Origin of the sequence: Saccharibacillus sp. O23 (assembly GCF_002205895.1) — a bacterium.
Lineage (GTDB): Bacteria > Bacillota > Bacilli > Paenibacillales > Paenibacillaceae > Saccharibacillus.
On the sequence record NZ_NJDE01000002.1, the window covers coordinates 205,047 to 228,735 of the forward strand.

General features: G+C 56.9%; 22 protein-coding genes and 1 pseudogene. 20 read left to right on the forward strand and 3 right to left on the reverse strand.

Going from position 1 to position 23,689, the window contains the following annotated elements; genetic code table 11:
• Positions 1-30: 30 nt before the first annotated feature.
• From CDO73_RS02415 to CDO73_RS02440, 6 genes are all read left to right on the forward strand, one after another.
• Positions 31-849, forward strand: a complete 819-nt coding sequence (locus CDO73_RS02415; protein WP_088486896.1) for a CheR family methyltransferase — start codon at positions 31-33, stop codon at positions 847-849.
• A 5-nt stretch (positions 850-854) separates the two neighbouring features.
• Positions 855-1,907: a protein-glutamate methylesterase/protein-glutamine glutaminase gene (locus tag CDO73_RS02420; protein WP_088486897.1), complete on the forward strand. Its 1,053-nt coding sequence runs from the start codon at positions 855-857 to the stop codon at positions 1,905-1,907.
• A gap of 63 nt (positions 1,908-1,970) precedes the next feature.
• Positions 1,971-2,420 (forward strand): chemotaxis protein CheW, encoded by a 450-nt coding sequence (locus CDO73_RS02425; protein WP_088486898.1) that lies wholly within the window; start codon positions 1,971-1,973, stop codon positions 2,418-2,420.
• 1,484 nt (positions 2,421-3,904) lie between these two features.
• Positions 3,905-4,477 (forward strand): GNAT family N-acetyltransferase, encoded by a 573-nt coding sequence (locus tag CDO73_RS02430; RefSeq protein ID WP_088486899.1) that lies wholly within the window; start codon positions 3,905-3,907, stop codon positions 4,475-4,477.
• 190 nt (positions 4,478-4,667) lie between these two features.
• Positions 4,668-5,267 (forward strand): biliverdin-producing heme oxygenase, encoded by a 600-nt coding sequence (locus CDO73_RS02435; protein WP_088486900.1) that lies wholly within the window; start codon positions 4,668-4,670, stop codon positions 5,265-5,267.
• 58 nt (positions 5,268-5,325) lie between these two features.
• Positions 5,326-7,881: a diguanylate cyclase domain-containing protein gene (locus CDO73_RS02440; RefSeq protein WP_088486901.1), complete on the forward strand. Its 2,556-nt coding sequence runs from the start codon at positions 5,326-5,328 to the stop codon at positions 7,879-7,881.
• A 167-nt stretch (positions 7,882-8,048) separates the two neighbouring features.
• On the opposite strand, the gene CDO73_RS02445 is transcribed toward CDO73_RS02440, so the two are convergent.
• On the reverse strand, positions 8,049-9,242 hold the full coding sequence (locus tag CDO73_RS02445; RefSeq protein WP_179218552.1) for a cytochrome P450 family protein: 1,194 nt from the start codon (positions 9,240-9,242) through the stop codon (positions 8,049-8,051).
• A 190-nt stretch (positions 9,243-9,432) separates the two neighbouring features.
• Between CDO73_RS02445 and CDO73_RS02450 the strand changes: the two genes are divergently transcribed.
• The 8 genes and pseudogenes from CDO73_RS02450 (at position 9,433) to CDO73_RS02480 (ending at position 15,175) form a co-directional block, all read left to right on the forward strand.
• Positions 9,433-9,897: a DinB family protein gene (locus CDO73_RS02450; protein WP_088486902.1), complete on the forward strand. Its 465-nt coding sequence runs from the start codon at positions 9,433-9,435 to the stop codon at positions 9,895-9,897.
• A 70-nt stretch (positions 9,898-9,967) separates the two neighbouring features.
• The gene (locus CDO73_RS02455) at positions 9,968-10,936 is read left to right on the forward strand and encodes an alpha/beta hydrolase (protein WP_088486903.1); all 969 of its coding nucleotides are present in this window, start codon (positions 9,968-9,970) and stop codon (positions 10,934-10,936) included.
• A 188-nt stretch (positions 10,937-11,124) separates the two neighbouring features.
• Positions 11,125-11,553 (forward strand): DMT family transporter, encoded by a 429-nt coding sequence (locus tag CDO73_RS02460; RefSeq protein WP_088487224.1) that lies wholly within the window; start codon positions 11,125-11,127, stop codon positions 11,551-11,553.
• A 45-nt stretch (positions 11,554-11,598) separates the two neighbouring features.
• Positions 11,599-12,300 carry a Crp/Fnr family transcriptional regulator gene (locus tag CDO73_RS02465; protein WP_088486904.1) on the forward strand — a complete coding sequence of 234 codons (702 nt, stop codon included), beginning with the start codon at positions 11,599-11,601 and terminating at the stop codon, positions 12,298-12,300.
• Between the two features lie 19 nt (positions 12,301-12,319).
• Positions 12,320-12,808: a DMT family transporter gene (locus tag CDO73_RS02470; RefSeq protein WP_088486905.1), complete on the forward strand. Its 489-nt coding sequence runs from the start codon at positions 12,320-12,322 to the stop codon at positions 12,806-12,808.
• 34 nt (positions 12,809-12,842) lie between these two features.
• Positions 12,843-13,298 (forward strand): NUDIX hydrolase, encoded by a 456-nt coding sequence (locus tag CDO73_RS02475; RefSeq protein WP_088486906.1) that lies wholly within the window; start codon positions 12,843-12,845, stop codon positions 13,296-13,298.
• 251 nt (positions 13,299-13,549) lie between these two features.
• Positions 13,550-13,861 (forward strand): annotated as a pseudogene (locus CDO73_RS27070) (GNAT family N-acetyltransferase); the annotation flags it as partial.
• A gap of 57 nt (positions 13,862-13,918) precedes the next feature.
• Positions 13,919-15,175 carry an aminotransferase class I/II-fold pyridoxal phosphate-dependent enzyme gene (locus CDO73_RS02480; RefSeq protein WP_256972554.1) on the forward strand — a complete coding sequence of 419 codons (1,257 nt, stop codon included), beginning with the start codon at positions 13,919-13,921 and terminating at the stop codon, positions 15,173-15,175.
• Positions 15,176-15,282: 107 nt separating this feature from the next.
• Here the strand turns inward: CDO73_RS02480 and CDO73_RS02485 are convergent, their stop codons facing one another.
• Positions 15,283-15,762, reverse strand: a complete 480-nt coding sequence (locus CDO73_RS02485) for a DUF2798 domain-containing protein (RefSeq protein WP_088486908.1) — start codon at positions 15,760-15,762, stop codon at positions 15,283-15,285.
• A 140-nt stretch (positions 15,763-15,902) separates the two neighbouring features.
• On the opposite strand from CDO73_RS02485, the gene CDO73_RS02490 reads away from it, so the two are divergent.
• From CDO73_RS02490 to CDO73_RS02500, 3 genes are all read left to right on the forward strand, one after another.
• Positions 15,903-16,334, forward strand: a complete 432-nt coding sequence (locus tag CDO73_RS02490; RefSeq protein ID WP_088486909.1) for a MarR family winged helix-turn-helix transcriptional regulator — start codon at positions 15,903-15,905, stop codon at positions 16,332-16,334.
• A 105-nt stretch (positions 16,335-16,439) separates the two neighbouring features.
• On the forward strand, positions 16,440-16,964 hold the full coding sequence (locus tag CDO73_RS02495) for a cysteine hydrolase family protein (RefSeq protein ID WP_088486910.1): 525 nt from the start codon (positions 16,440-16,442) through the stop codon (positions 16,962-16,964).
• 121 nt (positions 16,965-17,085) lie between these two features.
• Positions 17,086-17,802, forward strand: a complete 717-nt coding sequence (locus CDO73_RS02500; protein WP_088486911.1) for an MOSC domain-containing protein — start codon at positions 17,086-17,088, stop codon at positions 17,800-17,802.
• A gap of 132 nt (positions 17,803-17,934) precedes the next feature.
• On the opposite strand, the gene CDO73_RS02505 is transcribed toward CDO73_RS02500, so the two are convergent.
• Entirely contained in the window at positions 17,935-18,816 is an 882-nt protein-coding gene (locus CDO73_RS02505; RefSeq protein ID WP_088486912.1) for a LysR family transcriptional regulator, read from the reverse strand.
• A 169-nt stretch (positions 18,817-18,985) separates the two neighbouring features.
• Here CDO73_RS02505 and CDO73_RS02510 point away from each other — a divergent pair, with 169 nt between their 5' ends.
• The 3 genes from CDO73_RS02510 (at position 18,986) to CDO73_RS02520 (ending at position 23,671) form a co-directional block, all read left to right on the forward strand.
• Complete coding sequence (locus tag CDO73_RS02510) at positions 18,986-20,782, forward strand: ABC transporter ATP-binding protein (protein WP_088486913.1); 1,797 nt, start codon at positions 18,986-18,988, stop codon at positions 20,780-20,782.
• Positions 20,779-22,521 carry an ABC transporter ATP-binding protein gene (locus tag CDO73_RS02515; RefSeq protein WP_088486914.1) on the forward strand — a complete coding sequence of 581 codons (1,743 nt, stop codon included), beginning with the start codon at positions 20,779-20,781 and terminating at the stop codon, positions 22,519-22,521. Before CDO73_RS02510 ends, CDO73_RS02515 begins: the two co-directional genes overlap by 4 nt.
• A gap of 160 nt (positions 22,522-22,681) precedes the next feature.
• A complete protein-coding gene (locus CDO73_RS02520; RefSeq protein ID WP_088486915.1) occupies positions 22,682-23,671 on the forward strand; it encodes an ROK family transcriptional regulator in 990 nt (329 codons plus the stop codon).
• Positions 23,672-23,689: the final 18 nt, after the last annotated feature.

Genomic DNA, 23,689 nt, shown 5'->3' on the forward strand with positions numbered 1-23,689 from the left:
CCATTTTTTTCGAAAGGAACGCGAATACGCATGACTGAACCTTTGGATTTTCAATATGAAGAAAACGCGCCGCTGGCCCGTTTGGCCGATATGATTTATCGTCACAGCGGCTTGAATTATCGGAACAATTTGTTTACGCTGGAACCCAAAGCCGCGAAAAGATTCAAAGAACTCGGCTTGGATTGTGCTTCTTATATCGAGTTTCTGGAACGCAGTCCGCTGGAATGGGAAGTGCTGATGCAGCATGTCACCATTAACGAAACGTATTTCTTCCGCGAAGAAGCCCAACTGAAGGAACTGGTAAAAATCGTCGAAAAGACGCCGCCCGGGCAGGAGATCCGCATCTGGAGTTCGGCCTGCTCGACGGGCGAAGAGCCTTACAGCATCGGCATGATGCTGGAAAAGGCGGGAATCGCCGCGCGCAATCCGGTCCGCATCATCGGCTCCGACATCAATCTGCGCGTCATCAAAACGGCGTTCGAAGCGTTTTATCCGTCGTCGTCGCTCTGTTTCCGCCGGACGGACGATCTGCGCAAAAACGCTTTTTTCACGAAAGAAAACGATGGATACCGGGTCAACGCTTCGATCCGCGATCTCGTCGAATTCCGCAGGATCAATCTGTTGAATGCCGGACAGATGGATTCGCTCGGACAGGTCGACGCCATTTTTTGCCGGAACGTCATGATCTATTTCGACGCGGAAACGATTCGAGGCTTGGTCGGACGTTTTCATCGGCTGCTCAAGCCCGGCGGCCATTTGTTTCTGGGTCATGCCGAGACGCTGCGGGGACTGGATTGCGGATTCGAAACGGTTAAGGAGAACGAGACTTTCTTCTATAGAAAGGGGTAGGCAATATGGGCAGTTATGGAGTCCTGATCGTCGACGATTCCGCTTTCATGCGCCGCGCGATCTCGTTGTTGTTCGAATCGGACCCGGACTTCTTTATCGCGGGCATCGCGAGAAACGGACGGGAAGCGATCGAGAAGATTCAAAGGTTGAAGCCGGATCTGGTCACGATGGACGTCGAAATGCCGGAAATGGACGGTATTGCCGCGCTTGCGCATATTATGGAGCATCATCCGGTCCCGGTCGTCATGCTGAGCGTGCAAACCGACGAAGGAACCGAAGCGACGATTCGCGCTCTTGAGCGGGGAGCGGTCGACTTTTTCCTCAAAGACCGGCTCGTCCACGAACACGACCGCTCGGCGGTGGTATTGGACTTTCTCGAACGGGTCAAGTCGGCGGCGGGAGCCCGGATCGTCCGGCCCGGTTCGGCGGCGAGCGTCGTGCGGGAACCGGAAAAAAAGGCGCAGAATGTCGGCGTCCGCAAAGCGGATCTGCTGGTCATCGGCTGTTCTACGGGCGGCCCTTCCGCGCTGCAGTCGATTTTGCCTCGTTTTGCCGCGGATTTTCCGATTCCGATCGTCGTTATCCAGCATATGCCGCCCGGCTTCACGAAGCCGCTGGCGGACCGCTTCGACAATCTCTGCGCGCTCGAAATCCGCGAAGCGGCAGACCGGGACGTGCTGAAGCCCGGAAGGGCGTACGTGGCGCCCGCCGGCTACCAGACGGTGACGGAACGCAATCCGGACGGAAGCTTGATCCTGCGGATCCGTTCGGATCTTGCTCCCAATGCCCTGTACAAGCCTTCGATCGACGTAATGCTGACTTCGGCGGCGCCGATGCTGGGAGCCGGACTCTTGGTAGCGATTTTGACGGGCATGGGAGTCGACGGGACGGCCGGATGCCGCGACGTCAAAAATATGAAAGGCCGGGTAATCGCCGAAGCCGAAGAAAGCTGCGTCGTTTACGGCATGCCCAAATCGGTATACGAAGCGGGACTCGCCGATCGTCAAGTTCCGCTGTCGCAAATTTACGCGAACCTCGTCGATTTTGCTTTCGAATAAGCGGCATCTCTCCTATAATGGAAGAAATGAAGCATATACCAATACGGGAAGGGGCTGCGCGTGATGTTTCGCGACCACGCCGAGCAGTATGTCGTTTTTAAGATCGAAGGGGAAGAGTACGGACTGCCGATTCAGCATGTGCTGCAAATTGTCAACGTGCCCGACAATGTTCCGGTCTCGGATTATTATTCCGCCATACGCGGCATGATGAAGATTCGCGGCAAGATCATGCCGGTGTTCGACGTCCGATTCTCGTTGGGCTTCGAAGAAGCGACGCCTGATCCGAAGCAGCGGATGCTGGTGGTGGAATCGGGGAGATTGACGACGGCCTTGATCGTCGACGAGGTGACGGAAGTGCTTCAAGTCGGCGCGCAGCCTCCGCAGATCGCGGACGGGAAGAGCCGGGGCAAACGGCCGGGTTCTTTTTTTACCGGTATGTACAAGACGCCTGAACGTATCGTGATGCTGTTCGATCTGCAAGAGATGTTGGAAGAAGAAGGACTGGACGTTTAAGAACACACAAATACCCCCGCATCCTTGAATCAACAAGACTGCGGGGGGCTATTCGTTACGATCCGTATTCAATTTTCTTCGTTCCTCCTGAAGATCCAATCCACATGCTTGACATGGTGAACAAATTTCTTGCGTTTCCAGTCTTGCCGATTGGCGTATGCTTCACAGCTTTCGTCAACCGTTTAGCGGTTTGATTCTGATTTTTGTGTTGCGAACTCTTTGTTACGGACTTCTCTTTACTTGCCCGGGTCTTGCATCCGTACTCCGTTATTATCGGAGCATCCCGCATATTCGCGGTATTACCATGTCTTTTGCATATGGGGGTAAGTTCCCGCATACATCGATCCCACGAAAGACGTTTTCACGGACGCCTTTCCTTTGCGTGAACCGTGCTAGTATGCTTCGCTATCGCTATTGCATTGGAATCCTGCTCCTTCCTACGCAAGGCCTAATCCTGCTCGAAACGGCTTCTTCCGCTGAACAATAGTTTTCCTTTGGTTTGACACCCGAATGTTTCGCATGAGGCGTCTTCTGGACTTACGGGTCCAGTATGCGTAAACAGCGGCCTGCCTGCCTAACCTATTGCATTGGAATCATGCTCCTTTTTCGCAAGGCTTATTTCCTCGCTCGAGATCGCTTCTTCCTTCTACAATGGTCTTCTTCAAGTTGACACCTTAACCTTTTGTTCAATTTCGCCTTTTTCGACGGGCGACTATGAGTTTCCCACATACCTGATCTCACAGCAGATGCTGTCACGGACATCTCCTGAACGTGAAACCACTCAGTATGCTTCGCTGACCTGTTTCATCGGAATCTCCTCCTGTTCGGCAGAAACGAATATCTGCTGTTGGCGTGATCCGTCGTTTCGGTCTGGCTGTTCAGGTTGGGTTCCCACGAATCCTCGATCTCACGAAAAACGTTGTCACGGCCGTTTTTCATGCGTGAAAATCGGTCATTGATCCGCTTCGCTAACCTATGTCATCGGAATCCTGCTCCCTTCGCACAAGATGGAAATCTCGTTTGAACCGGTTCAACTTTCCGTCCTCGTCAATGGTCTACGGTGAGTATCTGAGTTCCCGCATACCCGAATCTCTCGAAAGACGTTTTCACGGGCGCCTTTCTTTCAATTTAAGAGTTCTGAAGATATGCTTCGCTTACCCTAGTCCATTGGACTTGTCCCTCCTTATAAGGATGATGGAAAAGTCTTGAGTGGCACCGGCGTCTTCTGGAGTACTGCTGTTGAAGTATCGCTGGTGTTGTTCATATCTTAACCCCGAGCCGGGAAAAGTAAAACGTTTGTAAAAATGTCTCGAAGTTTGTAAACGCATACCTGGGCGATCCAGCTCCTTCGTTCTTGAGCGGACGTTTAATTTCGCTTTATTTTGCCGTTTTTCTCGATTTCGGAAGTCGGCAAGCTCGGATTGTTTGCGAAATCTGGGTAATAAGCAACATGGATAACGAGCAGAATCGAGGAGGCGGAAAAGATGGCGATGTTGAAGACGATCAAAACGAGCATGACCCAAATCAAAGAAGCGCAGGACGGCATCAAAGCGTCGATGGACGGTCTCAAAAAAGAAGTCGACGTGTTGAAAGGCAATATGGAACGCGTGCAGGAACAGATGAAAGACAAACCCGCCAAGTTCAAAGCTTCGCTGGCTTACCTGAAATTAGGAGCCGGAGACGTAAAAGCTTCGATCGGCGAGATCAAACAAGGCGTGACGTTGATCAAGGATGCGGGCAAAGATCGGGAGCCGGCCGCGCAGCAGATCGCGGGAGCGGAATTGATTCGCGAACAGTGGGGATTCAAATTGAAAAGAGGCGGCGACGCGATCGGCGAGATCCATTATGCCGAAGGACCGGACCCCGATATTTGGTTGGCTACGCATACGTACGTAGAACCGGAATACCGCGGAGGAGACGTTGCCAAGACGCTGCTGAACCGGTTGGTCGAAGAAGCCCGCATGCAGGGAAAACGCATATTCCCGGCCTGCTCTTACGTAAGAGCGCAGTTCAAACGCGACGCGGCTTATGAAGACGTCTGGCATGAATATCGATGAATGTGAATATTAATTAATTTGGGAGAACATGCTTGCAATTTTATGGGCAAAGCGGCGAGAGCATGCTTTTTTTTAGCTCGAAAATCGGGTATTCTTAAGGTTGAACCGAATTATATCGTTCGTGCAAGATGCGGCGGCCGACCGGCCGTCGCATTGTTTTTCGGCGCGGCCGCAAGGAGAGTAGAATACGATGACCGCCAACATATTGGAACGGCTCAGAAACGAAAGCGCGCCTCATCACGATCGGGTTGAAGCCAACCCTTACGCCAAAGCCATCATGGCCGGCACGATCGATCTGAACGAGTACAAAAAGTACTTGGAATTGTTTTACGGTTATATCGCTCCGCTCGAACGTCTTGCCGAGGCTTCGGACGCTTTGGCCGAATCCGGCTACGATCTGGAGCAGCGGCGAAAGACGCCGATGTTGGAGAACGATTTGGTCAGGCTCGGCGAAGACCGAACCCGGCTGGAATCGCTGCCGATCTGCGACGAGCTTCCCGATTTGTCTACTCCCGGCAAACTGCTCGGCTGCTTTTACGTGATAGAAGGTTCCACGATGGGCGGACAGATGATTACCAAGAAGCTGTCTCAGTCCCTGAACCTGACGCCCGAAGAAGGCTTGTCTTATTTCTATTCCTACGGCGCGGAAGCAAGAGCGCGTTGGAGCGAATTCCGGGAACGGCTGCTCGAAGCCGGACAAACCGAAGCCGCTCAGGAAGAAATGGCCGAATCGGCAGTCGAAACTTTCCGTCTGCTGGAACGTTGGCTTGACGAAGGCGCACGCCGCTGACTTATAGACTTTACATCTACGGAATAAGACACACAGCACAGGAGGTTACCGCTCAGTCATGTCCAACGTCAACACGAATTCCGAAAACGATCCGCTCGATCGTTCGCTTCTTACCGGCGACGATTTCGTTACGGATGAAGCAATCGATCTGACGAATTGCGATAAAGAACCGATTCATATTCCCGGCATGATCCAACCTAACGGGGTGCTGCTCGCGGCACGGCGCACGCCTACGGGCAAGATCGTGCAGTGCAGCCGCAACTCGGGAGCGCTGCTCGGGCGTACGCCCGAAGAACTGCTCGGAATTCCGCTGGCCGACCTGATCGGTTCCGAGATCATGATGGATCTCGTACAGCGCGATCTTAACGCCGTCGCTTCGTCCGACCTGCAATATTTGAAACTGAATATCGAAGTGGACGGGCTGCCTGTCCGCTTTACGGCCGTCGCTCACGAGAGCGAAGGCTTATTGATTCTCGAGCTGGAACTGGAATCCGAAGGCGACGACGAAGGCCAAGACGACTTCGGTTGGATTCGAACGTTCTTCGTCAAGCTTAAGCAAAGCGCCAACCGCTATACGGCCAGCCAAGCGGCGGCCGAACAAGTCAAAGAGATTCTCGGTTATGATCGCGTCATGATCTACGAGTTCGACAAAGACTGGAACGGCAAAGTCATCGCCGAAGCGAGGGAGCCGAATCTGGAGCCTTTCCTCGGCCATCATTATCCGGCTTCGGATATTCCCAAGCAAGCGCGGGCTTTATACCTGCGCAATTGGCTGCGTACGATCGTCAACGTGGACTACGCGCCGGTGGAGATCGTGCCGACGGTCCAACCTTTGACGGGCAGACCGCTGAATTTGAGTTTGTCGGTACTGCGCAGCGTCTCGCCTATGCATATTGAATATTTGCAAAATATGGGAGTCGGAGCTACGGTCACGATTTCGCTTATCCATGACGGACAGCTCTGGGGCATGATTACCTGCCATCATTATTCGCCGAAATACGTGACGCACCGTATTCGCAATCTGTGCAACTTCCTCGGCGCCTTTTTCTCCAACGAACTGTATCAGCGGCAGCAGCTCGACGAATATCAAGCCGAACTGCGGCTTCGCACGGAAGCGTCGAGAATCTCCAAGCTGTTTATCGGCAGTTCCAGTCCGTTTCAAGTCGTCGAAGAACTGTACGCGTCGGAAAGCCGTCTGCTTCAATTGATGGACGCTTCGGGCGTTGCGGTCAGCTACAACGACAAACTGCTGCTGTTCGGCGATACGCCTGCGCCGGGACAGGTGCGGGAGCTTGCGGCTTGGATGGGCGGCCGGGCGAAAAATTATACGCATCACACGTCCAGATTGAGCCTTGAATTCTCTCCGGCGGCAGCTTACAAAGAAAAAGCGTCGGGAGCGCTTTATGCCGCTTTGTCTCCCGGACAGCAGAACTATATCATCTGGTTCCGTCCGGAAGTGCTTCAGATCGTGGATTGGGCGGGAGATCCGGCCAAAGCGGTCATCAAAGACGACGACGGCATTCGCTTATCGCCTCGCAAGTCGTTCGAGAAGTGGCGCCAAGTCGTTCAATCGACCGCGTTCGACTGGAAGATCGAACAGCTCAACGCGTTGGCCGAACTGCGCGCCGTCGTCGATAATCAGACCAAAAGCGATTTGCAGCGCGCCGAAGATCAAGCTCTGCAAAACGCGCGGGTGCTCCGTCAGAACGAACAGCGTTACTTGCAGTTGATGGAATTCTCGCCGGTGGCGTTCTTCACCATCACCGACCGACATATCGTCTACTGCAACGAGCAGGCCGCGAAGCTGTTGGGCGAAAAAGACAAAGACGAACTGATCGGTCGCGATTTCTTGCCGTTCGTGCTTCAGGAATCCCAAGAATCGATGCGTCTGCTGCTGCAAAAGCTCGAAGAAGACGCTTCGGCTCTGGTATCGGGCAGCCAAGCGTTCGTCAACGTCAAATGCGAGCCGATGCATCTGGACATTACGCTGGCGGCCGTGTCGCACAGCGGAAGGCCGTCGGTCATGCTGATCGCGCGCAAGATCGCCGAAACGGCGGAGCAGCAGACCGAATATACGAGCATTACCGATCAATTGAGCAACTACATGTCGACCGATCCGCTTACCGATCTGCCGAATCGCCGTACTTTCGAACAGCAGCTCGAAGAAGATTGGAATGCCGCTCCGCAAGCAGGAGGCGCTCCGATCGCGCTGCTGGAGATCGATATCGACGATTTCCGCGCGTACAACGCGGTTCACGGCTTGCAGGGCGGCGACTTGTGCATTCAGAATATCAGTCAGGTGCTTGATCTGTTCGGGCGTCAACACGAAGCCAGCGTTTCCCGAACGGGGGGCGGAACGTTCATGCTGCGTCTGGACGCCTGCCATGTCGATCGGGCCGAAGAACTGGCGGAGCAGCTTCGTCAGGGCGTGCTCGATCTTCAGATCCGCAAGGACGAAGGCAGCGGTTCGGAAGGTTACGTGACGGTCAGCATCGGCGGAACGGTCATGCGGCCGAGCCGGGATTACCGCTTCACGCATTTTATCGCGCAGGCCAACCGTGCGCTCATGAAAGCCAAACGCGAAGGCAAGAACCGCGTCGTGTTCATCGATTGAGATTGCCGTTAAGTCCGCGTTTGCCGAAGTCGCTTCGCATTTGTTAACGCGTTAGCCATGCGCAAGCTTCGGCGCTGCGCCAAAAGGCCGCTTTTCCCTAAGGGAAAGCGGCCTTTCTTATGGGTGTCGTTCGTTTATCGCCGAACTTAATTGCAAAGCTTGCTTTTTCATAAAGACAAAGGGATCTCTTTGACTCCGCGCACGATCATGCCCGGACGCCATTCCAATTCGCCGGCATCTTCGCGCAGACGGATATTCGGGAAGCGGCGCAGCAGCGTATTGACGGCGATCTCGCCTTCCAACCGGGCGAGCGGAGCGCCGAGGCACATATGGATGCCGTGGCCGAACGCCAGATGGCGGCTGCGTTCGCGCGTAATATCGAACAGATCGGGATCGTCGAACTGGCTGCCGTCCCGATCGGCGGAGTCGAGCGCCACGATGACCAGATCGCCGCTTTTCATTTGGGCGCCGCGGAATTCGAGATCTTCGGCGGCCCATCTCGAAGTGCTGAACTCGACCGGTCCGTTGTAACGCAGCATTTCTTCGATCGCGCCTTTGATCAGGCTCGGATCGTCGCGCAGCAGGCGAAGCTGATCCGGATGCTGAAGCAGCGAGACGATGCCGTTGCCGATCAGATTGACGGTCGTCTCGTGACCGGCGATGATCAGCAAGGAGACGACGCCGTACAGCTCTTGTTCCGACAGGCGCTCGCCGGCTTCTTCGGCCGTGATCAGTTGGCTGATCAGATCGTCGCCGGGATCGCGGCGCACCTTCTCGAACCAACGGCCGAGATATTCGGTGAACTCCTGCATATGCCGATAGACTTGATCGTCGAATTCCGAGTTCGACGCGCCGACGATCGAATTCGACCAAGTGCGGAACTTGTCCCGATCTTCCAGCGGCACGCCGAGAATCTCGCTGATCACGATGATCGGCAGCGGGAACGCGTAATCGTCGATCAATTCCATCTCGGTGCGGCCTTCGACGGCATCGAGCAGTTCGTCGGCGATCTGTTGGATATGTCCGCGCATGCTTTCGATCAGCTTCGGCGTAAAACCCTGTTGAACCAAACCGCGCAGGCGGCGGTGATCCGGCGGATCGGCGAACAGCATGTTGGACGTGAAGATGCTTTGGCCTTCGCTGCCGTAGACCTTGGTAATGTCTTTGATAAACCGGTTATCTTTCAGCACGTCGACGGCATCGTCGTAACGGGTGATCATCCAACCGAACTGGCCGTCGGGAAACATCAGCTTCGCGATCGGTTCTTCTTCGCGCATTCGCGCGTAAACGGGATACGGGTTCTGGACGAATTCCGGTGTAAACAGATTTTCTTTGGGAGACGGATTCGAAGAATTCAATATAAGGGCTCCTCTCGAAATCGATTCTCTTATTTGGGTCGACGTGCTATTCCATTATAGGCCCGAGAAGAGCAAATGAAAAATCCCTGCCCTATTCGTCGCGTTGCTCAGGCAAAAAGAGACGGTGTATACTGGACTTATGGCGAAAATGAAATAAAGATTCGAAATTTGCGATTTGACGGAGGAGATCGGAATGACTGACGCATTCGTATTCAAAATGACGGACCGGGCGCAAGCGCAGGTCCTAAAGTATCTGGAAGGGGTGCCTGAAGAAGCGAGAACGATCGTTCCGCCGGGATTCTCCAACAACCTGCATTGGCAGCTCGGACATATCCTCGCGGTATCCGATCGGGTCGTCAACGGTTTGTCGGGACGTCAACCGGTTCTGCCCGCCGCTTACGCGACGTATTTCGCGCCGGGCACGAAGCCTGCCGACTGGGAAGGCGAACCGCCGGCGTGGGACGAGCTGATCGAGAGCCTGCGCGGGCTTCCGCAGCGGTTCCGCGACGCTTACGACGGCAAGCTGGACGAAGAATTGGCGAACAAAGAGAACTTCGCCAAAGCGGACACGTTGGGCGATCTGGTCGCGTTGAACGCCGGACATATGCAGCATCACGGCGGGTTCATCAACGCGCTGGCGCGCGTCGTCCGTTCCTGATCGGTCAACGTACCGGGACTGCCGGAATCGTATATTCGGGCGGACACCCCGCCATAAGGAGAGAATTCATTTGAGAAAATCGACCGCGTTATGGACCGCTCTGGGCATCGCTGCCGTTCCGGCGGCGGCCGTGGTCGCGGGCAGCTTCTATTTCTACCGTCTGGCCGTGGAACGCGCGCCCAAAAAATTCTTGGATGCCGATCCGGGCTTGCAGCCGAATCCGGACGTGCAGACGGAAACGACGGCCAGCCGGGAATGGTGGGCCGCGCAGAACTTCGAACATCGTTCGCTGCTGTCCGGCGACGGGCTGAAGCTGCATGCGTACTACCTGCCGGCCAAGACGCCGACCAAGCGGACGGCCATTCTGGCCCACGGCTATTCGGGCGACGCTTCGATCATGAGCGGAGTGTCCAAGTTCTATCACGAAGAGCTCGGCATGAACATCCTCGTTCCCGACGCCCGCGGCCACGGCCGCAGCGAAGGCGCGTATATCGGCTACGGCTGGCACGAACGCGTCGATTATCTGGGCTGGATTCGCCGGATGATCGCGCAGGACGGCCCGCAGGCGGAGATCGTGCTGCACGGCATCTCCATGGGCGGCGCTACCGTGATGATGACGAGCGGGGAAGACCTGCCGCCGCATGTCAAAGCGATCGTCGAAGACTGCGGCTACACGTCGGTGCGCGCCGAATTGGAGCATCAGATGAAGCGGATGTACAAACTGCCCGCTTTCCCGATGCTTCCGGCCACCGAAGCGCTGACTAAGATTCGCGCGGGCTATTCGTTCACGGAAGCGTCCGCGCTGGAACAGGTTCGCCGCTGCCGCACGCCGATGCTGTTCATTCACGGTTCGAACGACGTGTTCGTCCCGACGTCGATGGTCTACGAATTGTACGAAGCGTGCCCGGCGGACAAAGACCTGTTGATCGTGGACGGCGCCGGACACGGCGACTCGTTCTTGATCGACAAAGCGGCGTATACGGACAAAGTGAAACAATTTTTGCAGAATCGTTTGAGCGAACCGGCCGCGGCCGATTGATCCTAATACGCTCACGGTGAAGCTTTTCTCCGTTCTCGGACGGAGAGAAGCTTTTTTTGCGCGAATTTTGCGATTTGGGACATATGTCCTTCCCTATACCGGCCGTCGTATCCGTATAATAGGAAAGGAATTCGAGGCGAACGTTCACCAAGCGGCGCTTCGAAACAGGAAACGGAGGCATTAAAGTGATAAAAGGAATCCTTTTCGCGTTTCTGGGCGGAGCTTGCATTACGCTGCAGGGCGTCGCCAATGCGCGAATCAGCGAAAGCATCGGTACCTGGCAGGCGGCGACCTTGACGCAGCTGACCGGCTTCATCATGGCGTTCGCGATCTACTTGTTCGTCAAAGACGGCGGCGACCTGCGCGGCTTCACTAAAGTCAAACCGCTGTATCTGGCGGGCGGCGCGTTCGGCTCCGTGATCATTTTCGGCGAAGTCACGGCGATTCACACGGTCGGCGTGACATTTGCGATCGCCGCGCTGCTGATCGCCCAATTGTGCGTGACGTTCCTGATCGACACGTTCGGTTGGTTCGGCACCGTCAAGAACAAGATGGGCGCGCCGCAGTTTATCGGGCTGGCGATGATGATCGGCGGCGTGCTGCTGATGAAGCTGTAACGGAGGCGGACGAATCATTTTACGGACGAAGGAGCCTCGGCGATTATGAGGGAAATCAAAGAAACGGCGCGGCTCGAGGCTTATCTGGCGCAGCACGGGCTGGAAGACGTATTCCACGAACCGCTGCGTCCGTACTTGGGATTATACGCGTTCGAACCGGGCGAAGAATTGTGCAGCCAAGGCGCGAAGGCCGATATGCTGTACGTGCTCGTCAAAGGCAAGATCAAGATCTACACCACGTCGCCGGAAGGCCGCACGCTGGTGATCTCGTTCAAGAATCCGCCGGAAGTGATCGGAGACATCGAATACATCCGGGATCTGGATATCATCAACACGGTCGAAGCGGTCTCTCCGGCCCACGTGATCGGAATCTCGGGCAAAATGCTCAAAAAATACGGAGAACATCACGCGCCGCTGCTGCGCTTCATGCTCGATATCATCACGAAGAAGTTTTATATCAAATCGGACTTTCTGAGCTTCAATCTGATGTATCCGGTCGAAGTAAGGCTTGCCAGCTACCTGCTGTCCGTCTGCTACGACGAGAGCGACGCGGGGTTCGAAGGCCGTCTGGCGACTTCGGAGATGACCGACACGGCGAATCTGATCGGCACCAGCTACCGGCATCTCAACCGCGTGATCCGCAAATTGGCGGAAGACGGCTTGGTGGAGCGCAGCGGAGGCTATCTGCATGTACGGGACCGGGCGCGTCTGGAGCAGTTGGCCGGCCGGAACTTGTACGAGCATTAACGAAAAGGAGGCAACAAGCATGATAACGGGACTGCTGCTCGCGGCTTTCGCGGGGGCGATGGTCGCCCTGCAAACGATCTTCAATAATCGCACGGACGTGCATATGGGTTCTTGGGCGACTACGACATGGGTGCTGGGCATGGGCTTTATCGCTTCGCTGGCCTGCAGCTTGATCTTCGAAGGCAAACGGACTTTCGAGCTGGGCGGCATGGAGCCGTGGTTCTGGTTCAGCGGATTGATCGGCGTAGGCGTCGTGATCTGTCTGGTTCTCGGCGTCAAGATCTTGGGACCGACGTTCTCGGTATCGGTCACGCTGACGGCCCAACTCGGCTTCGCGCTGCTGTTCGATTCGTTCGGCTGGCTCGGACTCGAGAAGATGCCGTTCGATTGGAAGCAGCTTGCGGGCGTCGCGGTCATCATGGCCGGGATCTACGTGTTCAAATTCGGCGGGAAAAAGAAGACGGAGACGCCGCAGCCGGCATCTTCCGCGGTCGGCGAGACGTTATAAACAGAGATTACGGAGAGAAACGGAGGCAGGACGTATGAAATCGAACGAATCGAACCGGCAAACGGCGCAGACGCCGACGATCATCGATAAAGTGGCATGGATTCGCGTCGAGAACGGCAAAGTGCTGAGCGCGCGTTCCCGTGGCAAATCCATCTATTATTTCCCCGGCGGCAAACGCGAAGCGGGCGAAAGCGACGTCGAGACGTTGGCGCGCGAGATCGAAGAAGAACTGACGGTACGCATCAAACCGGAAACGGCCAGTCCGTTCGGCATCTTCGAAGCGGAAGCCGACGGCAAAGCGGAAGGCGTGCGGGTTCGGATGGTCTGCTACACCGCGGATTACGAAGGACGGCTGGCGCCTGCGGCGGAGATCGAAGAACTGGCCTGGCTGGACGAAAACGACCGGGACCGCGTCTCGGAGGCCAGCCGACTGGTGTTCGACGCGATCTACCGAGCCCGCAGCGGCGGAAGAGCGTGCGAGACCGAATAGAAAGCCCGCCCATACAGCGGATCAAGAAGCGGCTCGTTCCTCGGGCCGCTTCTTGGCATAGAAAATAGGCCGACGGAATCGAAAAGCGACAGGCCGGCGTGTTATGCTAAAAGATAAAGCAAGCCAAAAAAGCGACTTGGGAGCAGGAGGCGAAGCATTTGGAAATCAGAACGCTGCGCGCGGAAGATAACGCCGCGATCGAGACCATCATTCGGGATTGCCTGATCGAATACGGCGGCAACCGGGAAGGGTTGGCTTGGCAGGATGCCAGCCTGTCGGCGCTGTCCGTATTCTACGACGAAGCGCCCGAACGCGAATATTGGGTAGCGATCGAGAACGGGAAGCTGCTCGGCGGCTGCGGGATCGCGCCTTTTGCCGAATCGCGGGAAGTCTGCGAACTTCAGAAAATGTATCTGATCGCGGAAGCGAGAGGGACGGGAGCGGCGGGACAACTTCTGCGAATCGCGCTCGATTTCGCTTCTCGGCATTATCGCCAGTGTTATCTGGAGACGCTGAGCACGATGAAAGCGGCGCATCGCTTCTATCGCAAACACGGCTTCCGCGAATTGGACGGGCCGCTCGAAGGCACCGAACATTATGCATGCGACGCTTGGTATATCATGGATCTGGACAAGGTTTCGAATCCGAGCGGCGGCGTTCCGAGCAAGAAACGCTCATGGAAAGCGGACAAGCTCGGCTCGATGGGATCGCCGATCTTCTCCGAAGCGGCCGAGTGGAGAGCCGAAGCGCAGCGCGCCGGCAAGATCGTCATCAATCTCGGCATCGGAGCGCCGGACGAAGCGCCTGCCGAAGATATTCGCCGCAAATTGAGCGAAGCGGTGCTGCGCGCGGACGCGTACAAATATCCCGGTACCGAAGGAACGGCCGATTTTCGGGAGCGCTGCGCGGAGTGGGTGAAATACCGCTTCGGAGCGGAACTCGATCCCGCAGCGGAGATTCTGCCGCTGCTCGGCTCGCAGGACGGATTGGCGCATCTCGCTCAAGCCGTCTGCAATCCCGGCGATCTGGCGATTCTGCCCGATCCGGGTTATCCGATCTATGCGGGATCGCTGGCGATCGCCGGCGTTACCCCGTGGCTGCTGCCGCTGCGGGAAGAACATGATTTTCTGCCCGATCTAGCCGCGATTCCGGATGAAGTCTGGGAGCAGGCCGTGTTTATGCTGCTCAATTTTCCGGGCAATCCGGTAGCGGCGTTGGCCGATTACGAGTTCTTCGAGAAGCTGGTCGCGCTGGCGAAAAAATGGAACGTGCTGATCGTGCACGATCTGGCGTATTCCGAGATGGGCTTCGACGGCCATCGCCCGCACAGCGTGCTGGAAGTGCCGGGAGCGAAAGAGACGGCGGTCGAGCTGCATTCGTTCTCCAAAAGCTTCAATATGGCCGGCTGCCGGATCGGATTCCTCGCGGGCAATGCCGAAGCGGTCGGCGCGCTGCGCGAACTCAAAGGGCATATCGATTTCGGCGCGTTCGAGCCGATTCAAGAAACGGCCGTATACGCGCTGGAACGCGCGATGTCCGCGCCGGAAAGCGATCGGGGCGTAGCCGCGTTGTACGAGCGCAGACGCGACGTCTTCGTATCGGCGTTGGCGGCGGAAGGTTGGCATGTCCGCAAACCGGGCGCGACCATGTTCGTCTGGGCGCGGCTGCCGGAGAGCTGGACGAACGGCGAATCGGACCGGTCGTCCAAGTCGTTCTCGCGGGAGCTGATGCGGCAAGAAGGCGTCGGCTCGATTCCCGGCAGCGCGTTCGGCGCGCAAGGCGAAGGATATGTGCGCTTCTCGCTCGTGCGCGAGGAAGAAGCGCTCCGCGAAGCGGCGCGCCGGATCGGACGTTTCGTGCGTTCGGCCGAACGCTGATCCGAAAGACGGCAAAAAGGATGCGTATCGCTGATCGGCGACTGCGCATCCTTCTTTTTATTTGAGTTTTCCTTATACTTGCGAAGATTCCCGTCCGGCTCTTGCGATTAAGCCGCTGCCGCTCGAGAAGAAGTCTGCGGCGGGAAGAGCTTGAAGAAGACGGCGCGCGTCAGCGGACCGACGACGACCAACTGAAGCGGCAGGGCGCAGATGAAGTTGAGCCACAGATTGCGCACGTAAGCGGCGCCCAATTCCGGTCCGAACCCGACATGCGTGATCGCTCCGTAAAGCGACATCGACACTACCATGCCGAGCACCATGCAGAAAGAGATCGTCAGCACTTTGCGGATCATCGGGCTGCCCGGTTTGACGAGTCGTCCCGCGATATTTTTGGCGACGACGCCGACGACGAAGAGATCGAGCAGCAGCGCCACGACGAACGCCGGCACGTAGCCGATCGCCATCGTTTTGAACGCGTCGGCCGTAAATCCTTTCAGAAGCAGTACATTATATACGGTCATGCCTAGCACCATCAAGGCGCACATGATCGTCGTGAAAATCAGACTTTCTTTTTTGTTTTTGCCCATGTTTCCGACTCCTTGTCCCCGTTCGGGGTTTAATTTTATTGTCCACTTGGTTTACAATATCATTGAGGTGTTCGGAATGTCAACTTGGTTGACGATTAAAATTTAAAACTATTTATTTTAGCTGACAGGGGTGCATCGCCATGAAAGTTACCGATCCATTATCGACCTCCGTCAATCTCGTCGATCTGATGAGCGAGAAGCATCTGTTCCTGCGCCGCAAAGTAGGGGAGCTGGACGGAGAAGAATTGAACCGGACCGAAACGCATATTCTGGCCGTGGTCGAGCAGAGCGGAAGCCTCTCCATTTCGGACATCGGGCGCGCCGTCAGCCTGACTCGTCAGGGAACGCACAAAAGCGTACTGGGTCTGATCGAACGCGGCTATCTGGCGGAAAGCGAGCACCCGGATAACCGCCGCGATCGCCGCGTGACGTTGACGGATCAAGGACAACAAGCTTGCGATAACCAACTGGCGATCAAGCGGGAATTGGAACGCCGCGTCGCGGAGAAGCTCGGGGCCGAGAACGTCGAACGACTCAAGAAGCTGTTGATGGAAAAATGGTTGGAAGATTAATCCTCTTTTTCGGTTGCTCCGGGGCTTCTGCGTTCGTATAATGGGAACAAGCTTAGGCTGTGGATTGCGATATCTCGCGACCTGCCGAGAGAGGAGAGAACGAATATGGGACACCGACAAGGATTGTTGATCGTGGATGTGCAGAACGTCATGTTCGACGAACAATGGCCGGTCTATGAAGGGGAAGAAGTAGTCGATCGCATCTCGGGACTGCTGGAACAGGCGCGCGCCGCGGAGGCTCCGATCGTGTTTATCCGGCACACCGAAGAGGAAGGCCCGATGGTCGAAGGCACGGAAGGCTGGCAGATTCACGAGAAACTGACCCCGCGTCCGGGCGAGACGATCCTTCAGAAAACGGTACCCGATTCGTTCCATGACACCGGGCTGCAAAGCAGGCTGCAAGAGCTGGACGTGGATCGTCTGGTGATCGTCGGCATGCAGACGGATTATTGCATCAATGCCACGACCCGCCGCGCGGCGGAGCTCGGCTATCGTCCGATTCTGGCCAGCGACGGGCATACGACGATCGATACCGACGACGAGACGGCTCCCGCGATCATCGAGCGCCATAACCGCGAGCTGGTCGAAGCCGACGTGGAACTGCGTCCGGCGTCGGAGATCGCGTTCTGAGTGATTTCGTTCGCGAAGCCGCAAGAGGATACGAAAAACAAGCTTAGTGAGTTGAGCGCATTCAATCCAAGTACTTAACCTTATTTGCGATCGGCGCACTAGGTATACGGAGGACACGGAATTGACGGTAAATGTCGGCGTTATTCGAGAAATCAACCGGTATCCGGTGAAATCGTTCGGCGGGGAGCAATTGGACGCCTGCCGGATCGAACCTTACGGTCTGGAAGGCGACCGTTTCTGCTCTTTTTACGACGAAAGCAAAGAAGGTTGGGCTAGGTACATCACGGCTCGCCGAATTCCTAAAATGTTGACTTATCGCGCACGCTATCTGGGCGGAGAGATCGAAGTAACCTCCGAAGACGGGCGGCGTTTCGGCTGGGACGAGTCGCTGCTGCAAGAGATTCAGGCTTTGAGCCGCGTGCCGATCAAGATGTCGAAGCCTAGAGATCCGCATCCGGAACACCCGCATCTGCTGTCTGTGGACGGAGCCAGCATTCTGCTGGTCACGGATGCGAGCTTGAACCGTTTGGCGGAGCTGCGGGGGCATGACTTGGATCAGCGGCGGTTCCGCGGAAACTTCGTGATCGCGCTCTCCGATTCGACGACTTTCGAAGGCGATTGGATCGGACGCAGACTGCGGATCGGCGGCGTAGAGCTGCAGGTCGACGAGTTCTGCGAACGCTGCGTCATGACGACGATGGACCCGGACACCGCGGCCAAAGATCCGGACGTGCTCAAGATCGTGCACAAAGAGATGAATCTCAAGTTCGGCGTCTACGCTTCGGTCGTACATACCGGGGAGATTGCGCTCGGAGACGAAGTCGTGCTGATCGACTGACGGGCGGCGGCAGGCTCAGGCATAAGAAAGACTCGTTCGGGCAACGGACGGATTCAGAGAAAAGAAAAAGAAGCGCTGATCGGGGACATTCGCCGATCGGCGCTTTTTCGCGTGGTCTTGCGGGTTATGCGGCTAAAGCGCAAGCGTTTCGCCTTGAAAACACTCGATAAACTTTCTCGCGAGCGCCGACAGGTATTTGTCTTTCATCCAGACGGCGGCTACCCGCGTGCGCAGCGCTTCGGCGCGGATTTCTGTGCAGCGCAGATTATCGCTACGCAGCAGACCGAAAGCCGACTGAGGCACGATCCCGATTCCTAGACCCGCGTTCGCCCATAATAATGTCGTGCGGGCATCATCGTTCATACAGAAAATATCCGGTTCGAAGCCTTGCTCCCGGCAGGTCTCGCGGATCAGAGGCTCGAAGCGGCGGTACAGGATCAGCGGCCTGCCTTGCAGTTCTTCGAGAGCGATCGAATCGGCGCCCTCGGTCCAGTCGTGTTCCGCGCTCATGACCGCGACCATCGGCTCCTCGGGCGTATAGACGCATTCCAATCCCGCGCTGCTGAACGGCATGCGGATAATGCCGATCTCGACGATTCCTTTGGCCAGCAGATCGAGCACGCGGAACGTATTGCCTTCATGCAGTTCGAAGCGCGCTCCGGCATTCTGGCGATGGAACAGCATCAGCCGCTGTTCCAGCAGCGCGGCGGCCGACGACGACACGGTGCCGATATTCAGCGTGCCCTGCACGCCGCGCGCGTAATCGCCCAGCTCGCGAGCGGTCGAATCGGTCAACTCGATAATCTGCTCGGCGCGGTCGCGCAGCAGCATCCCGGCTTCGGTCAGCCGAATGCTGCGGGGGCCGCGCTCGACGAGCTTGACGCCAAGCTCGTCTTCCAGCAGTTTCAACTGCTGACTGAGCGGCGGCTGCGACATCTGCAGCTTGCGCGCCGCCGAAGTGATCTGTCCTTCTTCGGCGATCGCCAGAAAATATTTGAGCCGGCGGATATCCATCTCTGACTCCTCCTAATTTGCGGTCAGCGTATTAGATTGCCATATGTATTTCGTATGGGAAGAAGATGAAAACTATATTATTAATATAACATCAACTATGTCATAATCGTAAAGGGTTTATAGCCGGCCGAGTGACGGAACATTATCTATAGAAGTCGGAGGAGTTGTCGTGTTCAAACTTGCTGTTTATCTGAAACCTTATCGAAAAGAGGTGATTCTCGGGCCGCTGTTCAAGCTGCTCGAAGCCATTCTGGAACTGCTGCTGCCGACGATCGTCGCGCTGATCGTCAATCACGGCATCGGCGAACGCGACAGCGGGTACGTCTACCGCATGGGCGGACTGATGGTCTTGATGGCGCTGCTGGGATTCGGCGCTTCGATGGTCTGCCAATATTATGCCGCGCGCGCGTCGCAAGGATTCGGCACGCTGCTGCGCAACAAGCTGTTTCGGCATATTTCGTCGCTGTCTTACGCGGAAGTCGATACTTTCGGCACGCCGTCGCTGATCAACCGCTTGACCAACGACGTCAATCAGCTTCAGCTCGCCGTGGCTATGCTGATCCGTCTCGTGATTCGGGCGCCGTTTATCTGCATCGGGGCGATTATCATGTCGCTGTTCCTCGATTGGCGGCTGGCGCTGATTCTGCTCGCGGCCACGCCGGTATTCGGCGTCATTCTCTATCTGATCATTGCCAAAAGCGCTCCGCTGTACCGAAGCTACCAGCAGAAGCTGGATCGTCTCGGCAAAGTGCTGAGCGAGAACCTCACCGGACTGCGCGTCATTCGCGCGTTCGCCGAAAGCCGCCGCGAACAGCGCCGCTTCCGAGAGTCGTCGGAAGATCTGACCGAGACCGCCGTTCGCGTAGGCCGCATCTCCGCGCTCCTTAGTCCGGTCACGACGCTGGTCGTCAATGCGGCGATCATCGCGATCTTGTGGGCGGGCGGCGGGCGGATCGATCACGGTGATCTGTCGCAGGGCGAGATCATCGCGTTTATCAATTACGTCACGCAGATTCTGCTCGCGCTGGTCGTCGTGTCCAATCTGGTGATCATCTTCACCAAGGCTTCTTCGTCGGCCGCGCGCGTCGGCGAACTGCTGGCGACGGAGCCTTCGATTCAAGGATCGGCCGAGAATGACGCTTTCGTTACGCAAAACCAAAGCCGCAACCAAAACCAAATTCGAAGCTCGAACGAAGCGATCGGAGTTGAAAAAACGGATACTCCGGCGATCGTGTTCGACGACGTGTCTTTCGCTTACAGCGCGACCGGGGACCCGGCGCTTCGACACATCTCGGTCGCGATTCGCCGCGGAGAAACGATCGGCGTGATCGGCAGCACGGGTTCGGGCAAGACCACTTTGGCCAATCTGATCCCGCGATTCTACGAAGTTACGGAAGGCCGCGTGCAGGTCGACGGAACGGACGTGCGAGATTATACGCTGGAAGAACTGCGCGGCAGGATCGGCATCGTGCCGCAAAAAGCGCTGCTGTTCACCGGCACGATCGCCGAAAATATCGCGTTCGGCCGACCTGACGCCACGATCGAAGAGATTCGGGCGGCAGCCGAAGCGGCGCAGGCCGCGGAGTTTATCGCGAAGCTGCCCGAAGGGCTGGACACGCAGGTCGCCCGAGGCGGCCAGAATCTCTCCGGCGGTCAGAAACAGCGTTTGACGATCGCCCGCGCGCTGGCTTTGCAGCCGCAAATTCTCATACTGGACGATTCTTCGAGCGCGCTCGACTTCGCGACCGACGCCGCGCTTCGCCAAGCGCTGCGCGCGTACAGCCGCGATCTCACCGTGCTGCTGATCTCGCAGCGGGTGAGCAGCGTCCGGCAGTCGGACCGGATCATCGTGATGGACGACGGCCGGATCGACGGCATCGGCAGCCATGAGGAGCTGCTGCATAGCTCCGCGGTCTACCGCGAGATCTGCGATTCCCAGTTATCCGGCGAGGAGGTGCAAGCATGAATACCAGACAGACATGGACGCGGATTCTCGGGTTCGCCCAGCAGTACCGAAGATTGGTCTGGATCGCGGCGGCCGCCGCGCTGATCAGCGTATCCGCGAGTCTCGCCGGACCGCTGCTGATCGGACGAAGCATCGACCAAATGACTGGCGCGGGCCGCGTGGATTTCGATGCGTTATGGCCGCTGCTGCTTGCGCTGGTCGTCGTCTACGCGGTCGGCGGGTTGTTCGGATGGCTGCTCAGCTACAGCACGAACCAGATCGCTTACCGGACGGTGTTTTCGCTGCGCGAAACGTTATTCGGCAAACTCGATCGCCTGCCGCTCAAATACCACGATAACCATGCGCAGGGCGACAGCATCAGCCGATTCGTCAACGATATGGACGCCGTATCGGACGGACTGCTGCAAGGTTTCAACACGCTGCTGACCGGGATCGTGACCATCGTCGGCGCGATCGCTCTGATGCTCTATATCAGTCCGCTGATGACGTTGGTCGTGCTGCTGTCCGCGCCGGCCGCTTATTATGTAGCGCGTTTTATCACGATGCGTTCGCAGCAGACATTCCGCGAGCAGGCGAAAGTCCTCGGGAATCTGAACGGCTACGCGGAAGAAATGATCGGCGGGCAGCGCGTGGTGCAGGCGTTCGGTTACGAAGATCGCGCGTTTGCTCAATTCCGCAGCCATAACGAACAGCTCTACCGGACGGGGATGCGGTCGCAGTTCTACGGATCGCTCGCGAATCCGACGACCCGGCTCGTCAATAACGTGACGTTCTCCGTTATCGCGGTGATCGGCAGTATTCTGGTGATCGCCGGGCGGTTGTCCGTCGGCGATTTGTCCAGCTTCCTGATCTTCTCCAATCTGTTCGCCAAGCCGTTCAACGAGATCACCGGCGTGCTGACGCAGCTTCAATCGGCCACGGCATCCGGGCAGCGGATCTTCAAGGTGCTGGATCTGACCGAAGAAACGCCCGACGCGCCGGACGCTCGGGTACTCGGCGGCGGACAAGGCACGGTCACGTTCGACCGGATTCATTTTGCTTATACGCCGGAACGTCCGCTGATTCGCGATTTCAGTCTGGAAGTGAAACCGGGCACGCGCGTCGCGATCGTCGGTCAGACGGGAGCGGGCAAGACCACGCTGGTCAATCTGCTGATGCGTTTCTACGACGTGGACAGCGGAGAGATTCGGATCGACGGCACGGATATTCGGCAGATCTCCCGCGACAGCCTGCGCCGCAGCTTCGGCATGGTGCTTCAGGAGACTTGGCTGTTCGGAGGCAGTATTCGCGACAATATCGCCTACGGCAAGCCCGACGCGACAGAGGACGAGGTGATCGCCGCCGCGAAAGCGGCGAACGCGCACGGGTTTATCAAACGGCTGCCCGAAGGTTACGACACGATCGTCTCGGGTTCGGGAGACAATCTGTCGCAAGGACAGCGCCAACTGCTCACCATTGCCCGCGTCATGCTGGTCGACCCGCCGATGCTGATTCTGGACGAAGCGACCAGCAGCATCGACACGCTGACCGAGATTCGGATTCAGCAGGCGTTTCTGGCGATGATCGAAGGACGGACCAGCTTCGTGATCGCGCACCGCCTCTCCACGATTCAAGGATCGGATCTGATCCTATTCATGAAAGACGGCGATATCGTGGAGCACGGAACGCACGAAGAACTGCTGCGGCAGGGCGGTTATTATGCGCGGCTGTATAACAGTCAATTCGATGTCGTTTCTTGATGGGAACATCAGACTGAACGTAGAGAACATGTTAGCTTCGATTCCGCGCGAATCGAAGCTTTTTTGCGTTTTTTAGAAAAGCGTTGACAAGATCGGCCGGAACGGGCAAACTGTATGAAGACACTTAATAAAGGATGTTTATAAAGCGAGGAGGACGACGATGAAACGCGCCGATACGACGTTGATGAAAGCTTTCAATCTGAACGCGGTCCGGCGGGTGCTCAGGCAAAAAGGTTCGGCGACCAAGCCGCAGCTTGCCGCCGAAACCGGACTTAGCGTGGTGACGGTAGCCGCGTTGGTCCGCGAGTTGGAAGAACGCGGCGAATTGATCGAAGAAGCGGACGGGACATCGACAGGTGGACGTCCGGCCAGCGTCTATCGTTTCGATTACGGCCATACGCTTGCGCTGGTCATGCATCTGCACGAGATTCGCGGCGTCGATACGGTCATGGCTTCAGTCGTCGATCTGAACGGACAATCGCTGACCGAAGAAACGAAGGCGTTCAAAGGGCTGAATCGGAAAACGTTTTTGGAATGGGTAGAGGATCTGTTGACGGCGTTCCCGAGGATTCAAGCGATCGGTCTGGGCATTCCCGGGCAGGCGATCGAAGGACGGATCGAAGTCAGCAGCCATGAACGGCTGCTGGGACTGAATCCGGCGGAGCTGCTCGGCGAGCCGTTCGGTCTGCCGGTCGTGCTGGAGAACGACGTCAATGCGGCGCTGCGGGGATATTTGGCGGCGGGCAGCGAAGAAGGCACCGTGCTAGGGATTTATTTTCCCGACAAATACCCGCCCGGCATGGCGATCTGTATCGACGGCGATCTGATCGCGGGCAAGCAGGGCATGGCAGGCGAAGTCAAATATCTGCCGCTGGGCATCGATTGGAATTCTCCGCCGGAAGGCGAAGCATGGAGCGAAGCCGTCTGCAAACTGGTTCATCTGGTGTCCGTCGTGCTCGCGCCGCATCGGATCGTCTTGTACGGCGACCGGACAGACGGCGGGACATGGATCAAAGATTGGCGGCGATACCTGAATCGGTTCCCGCTGCCCGCCGAACCGGAGATCGAATGGAGCGACCGCTTCGCGGAGCACTTCGCTTCGGGCATTCGGGAATGGACGTTAAAAACATTGGAACCGCGAGTTTTATAATCATGATGATCATCAGGC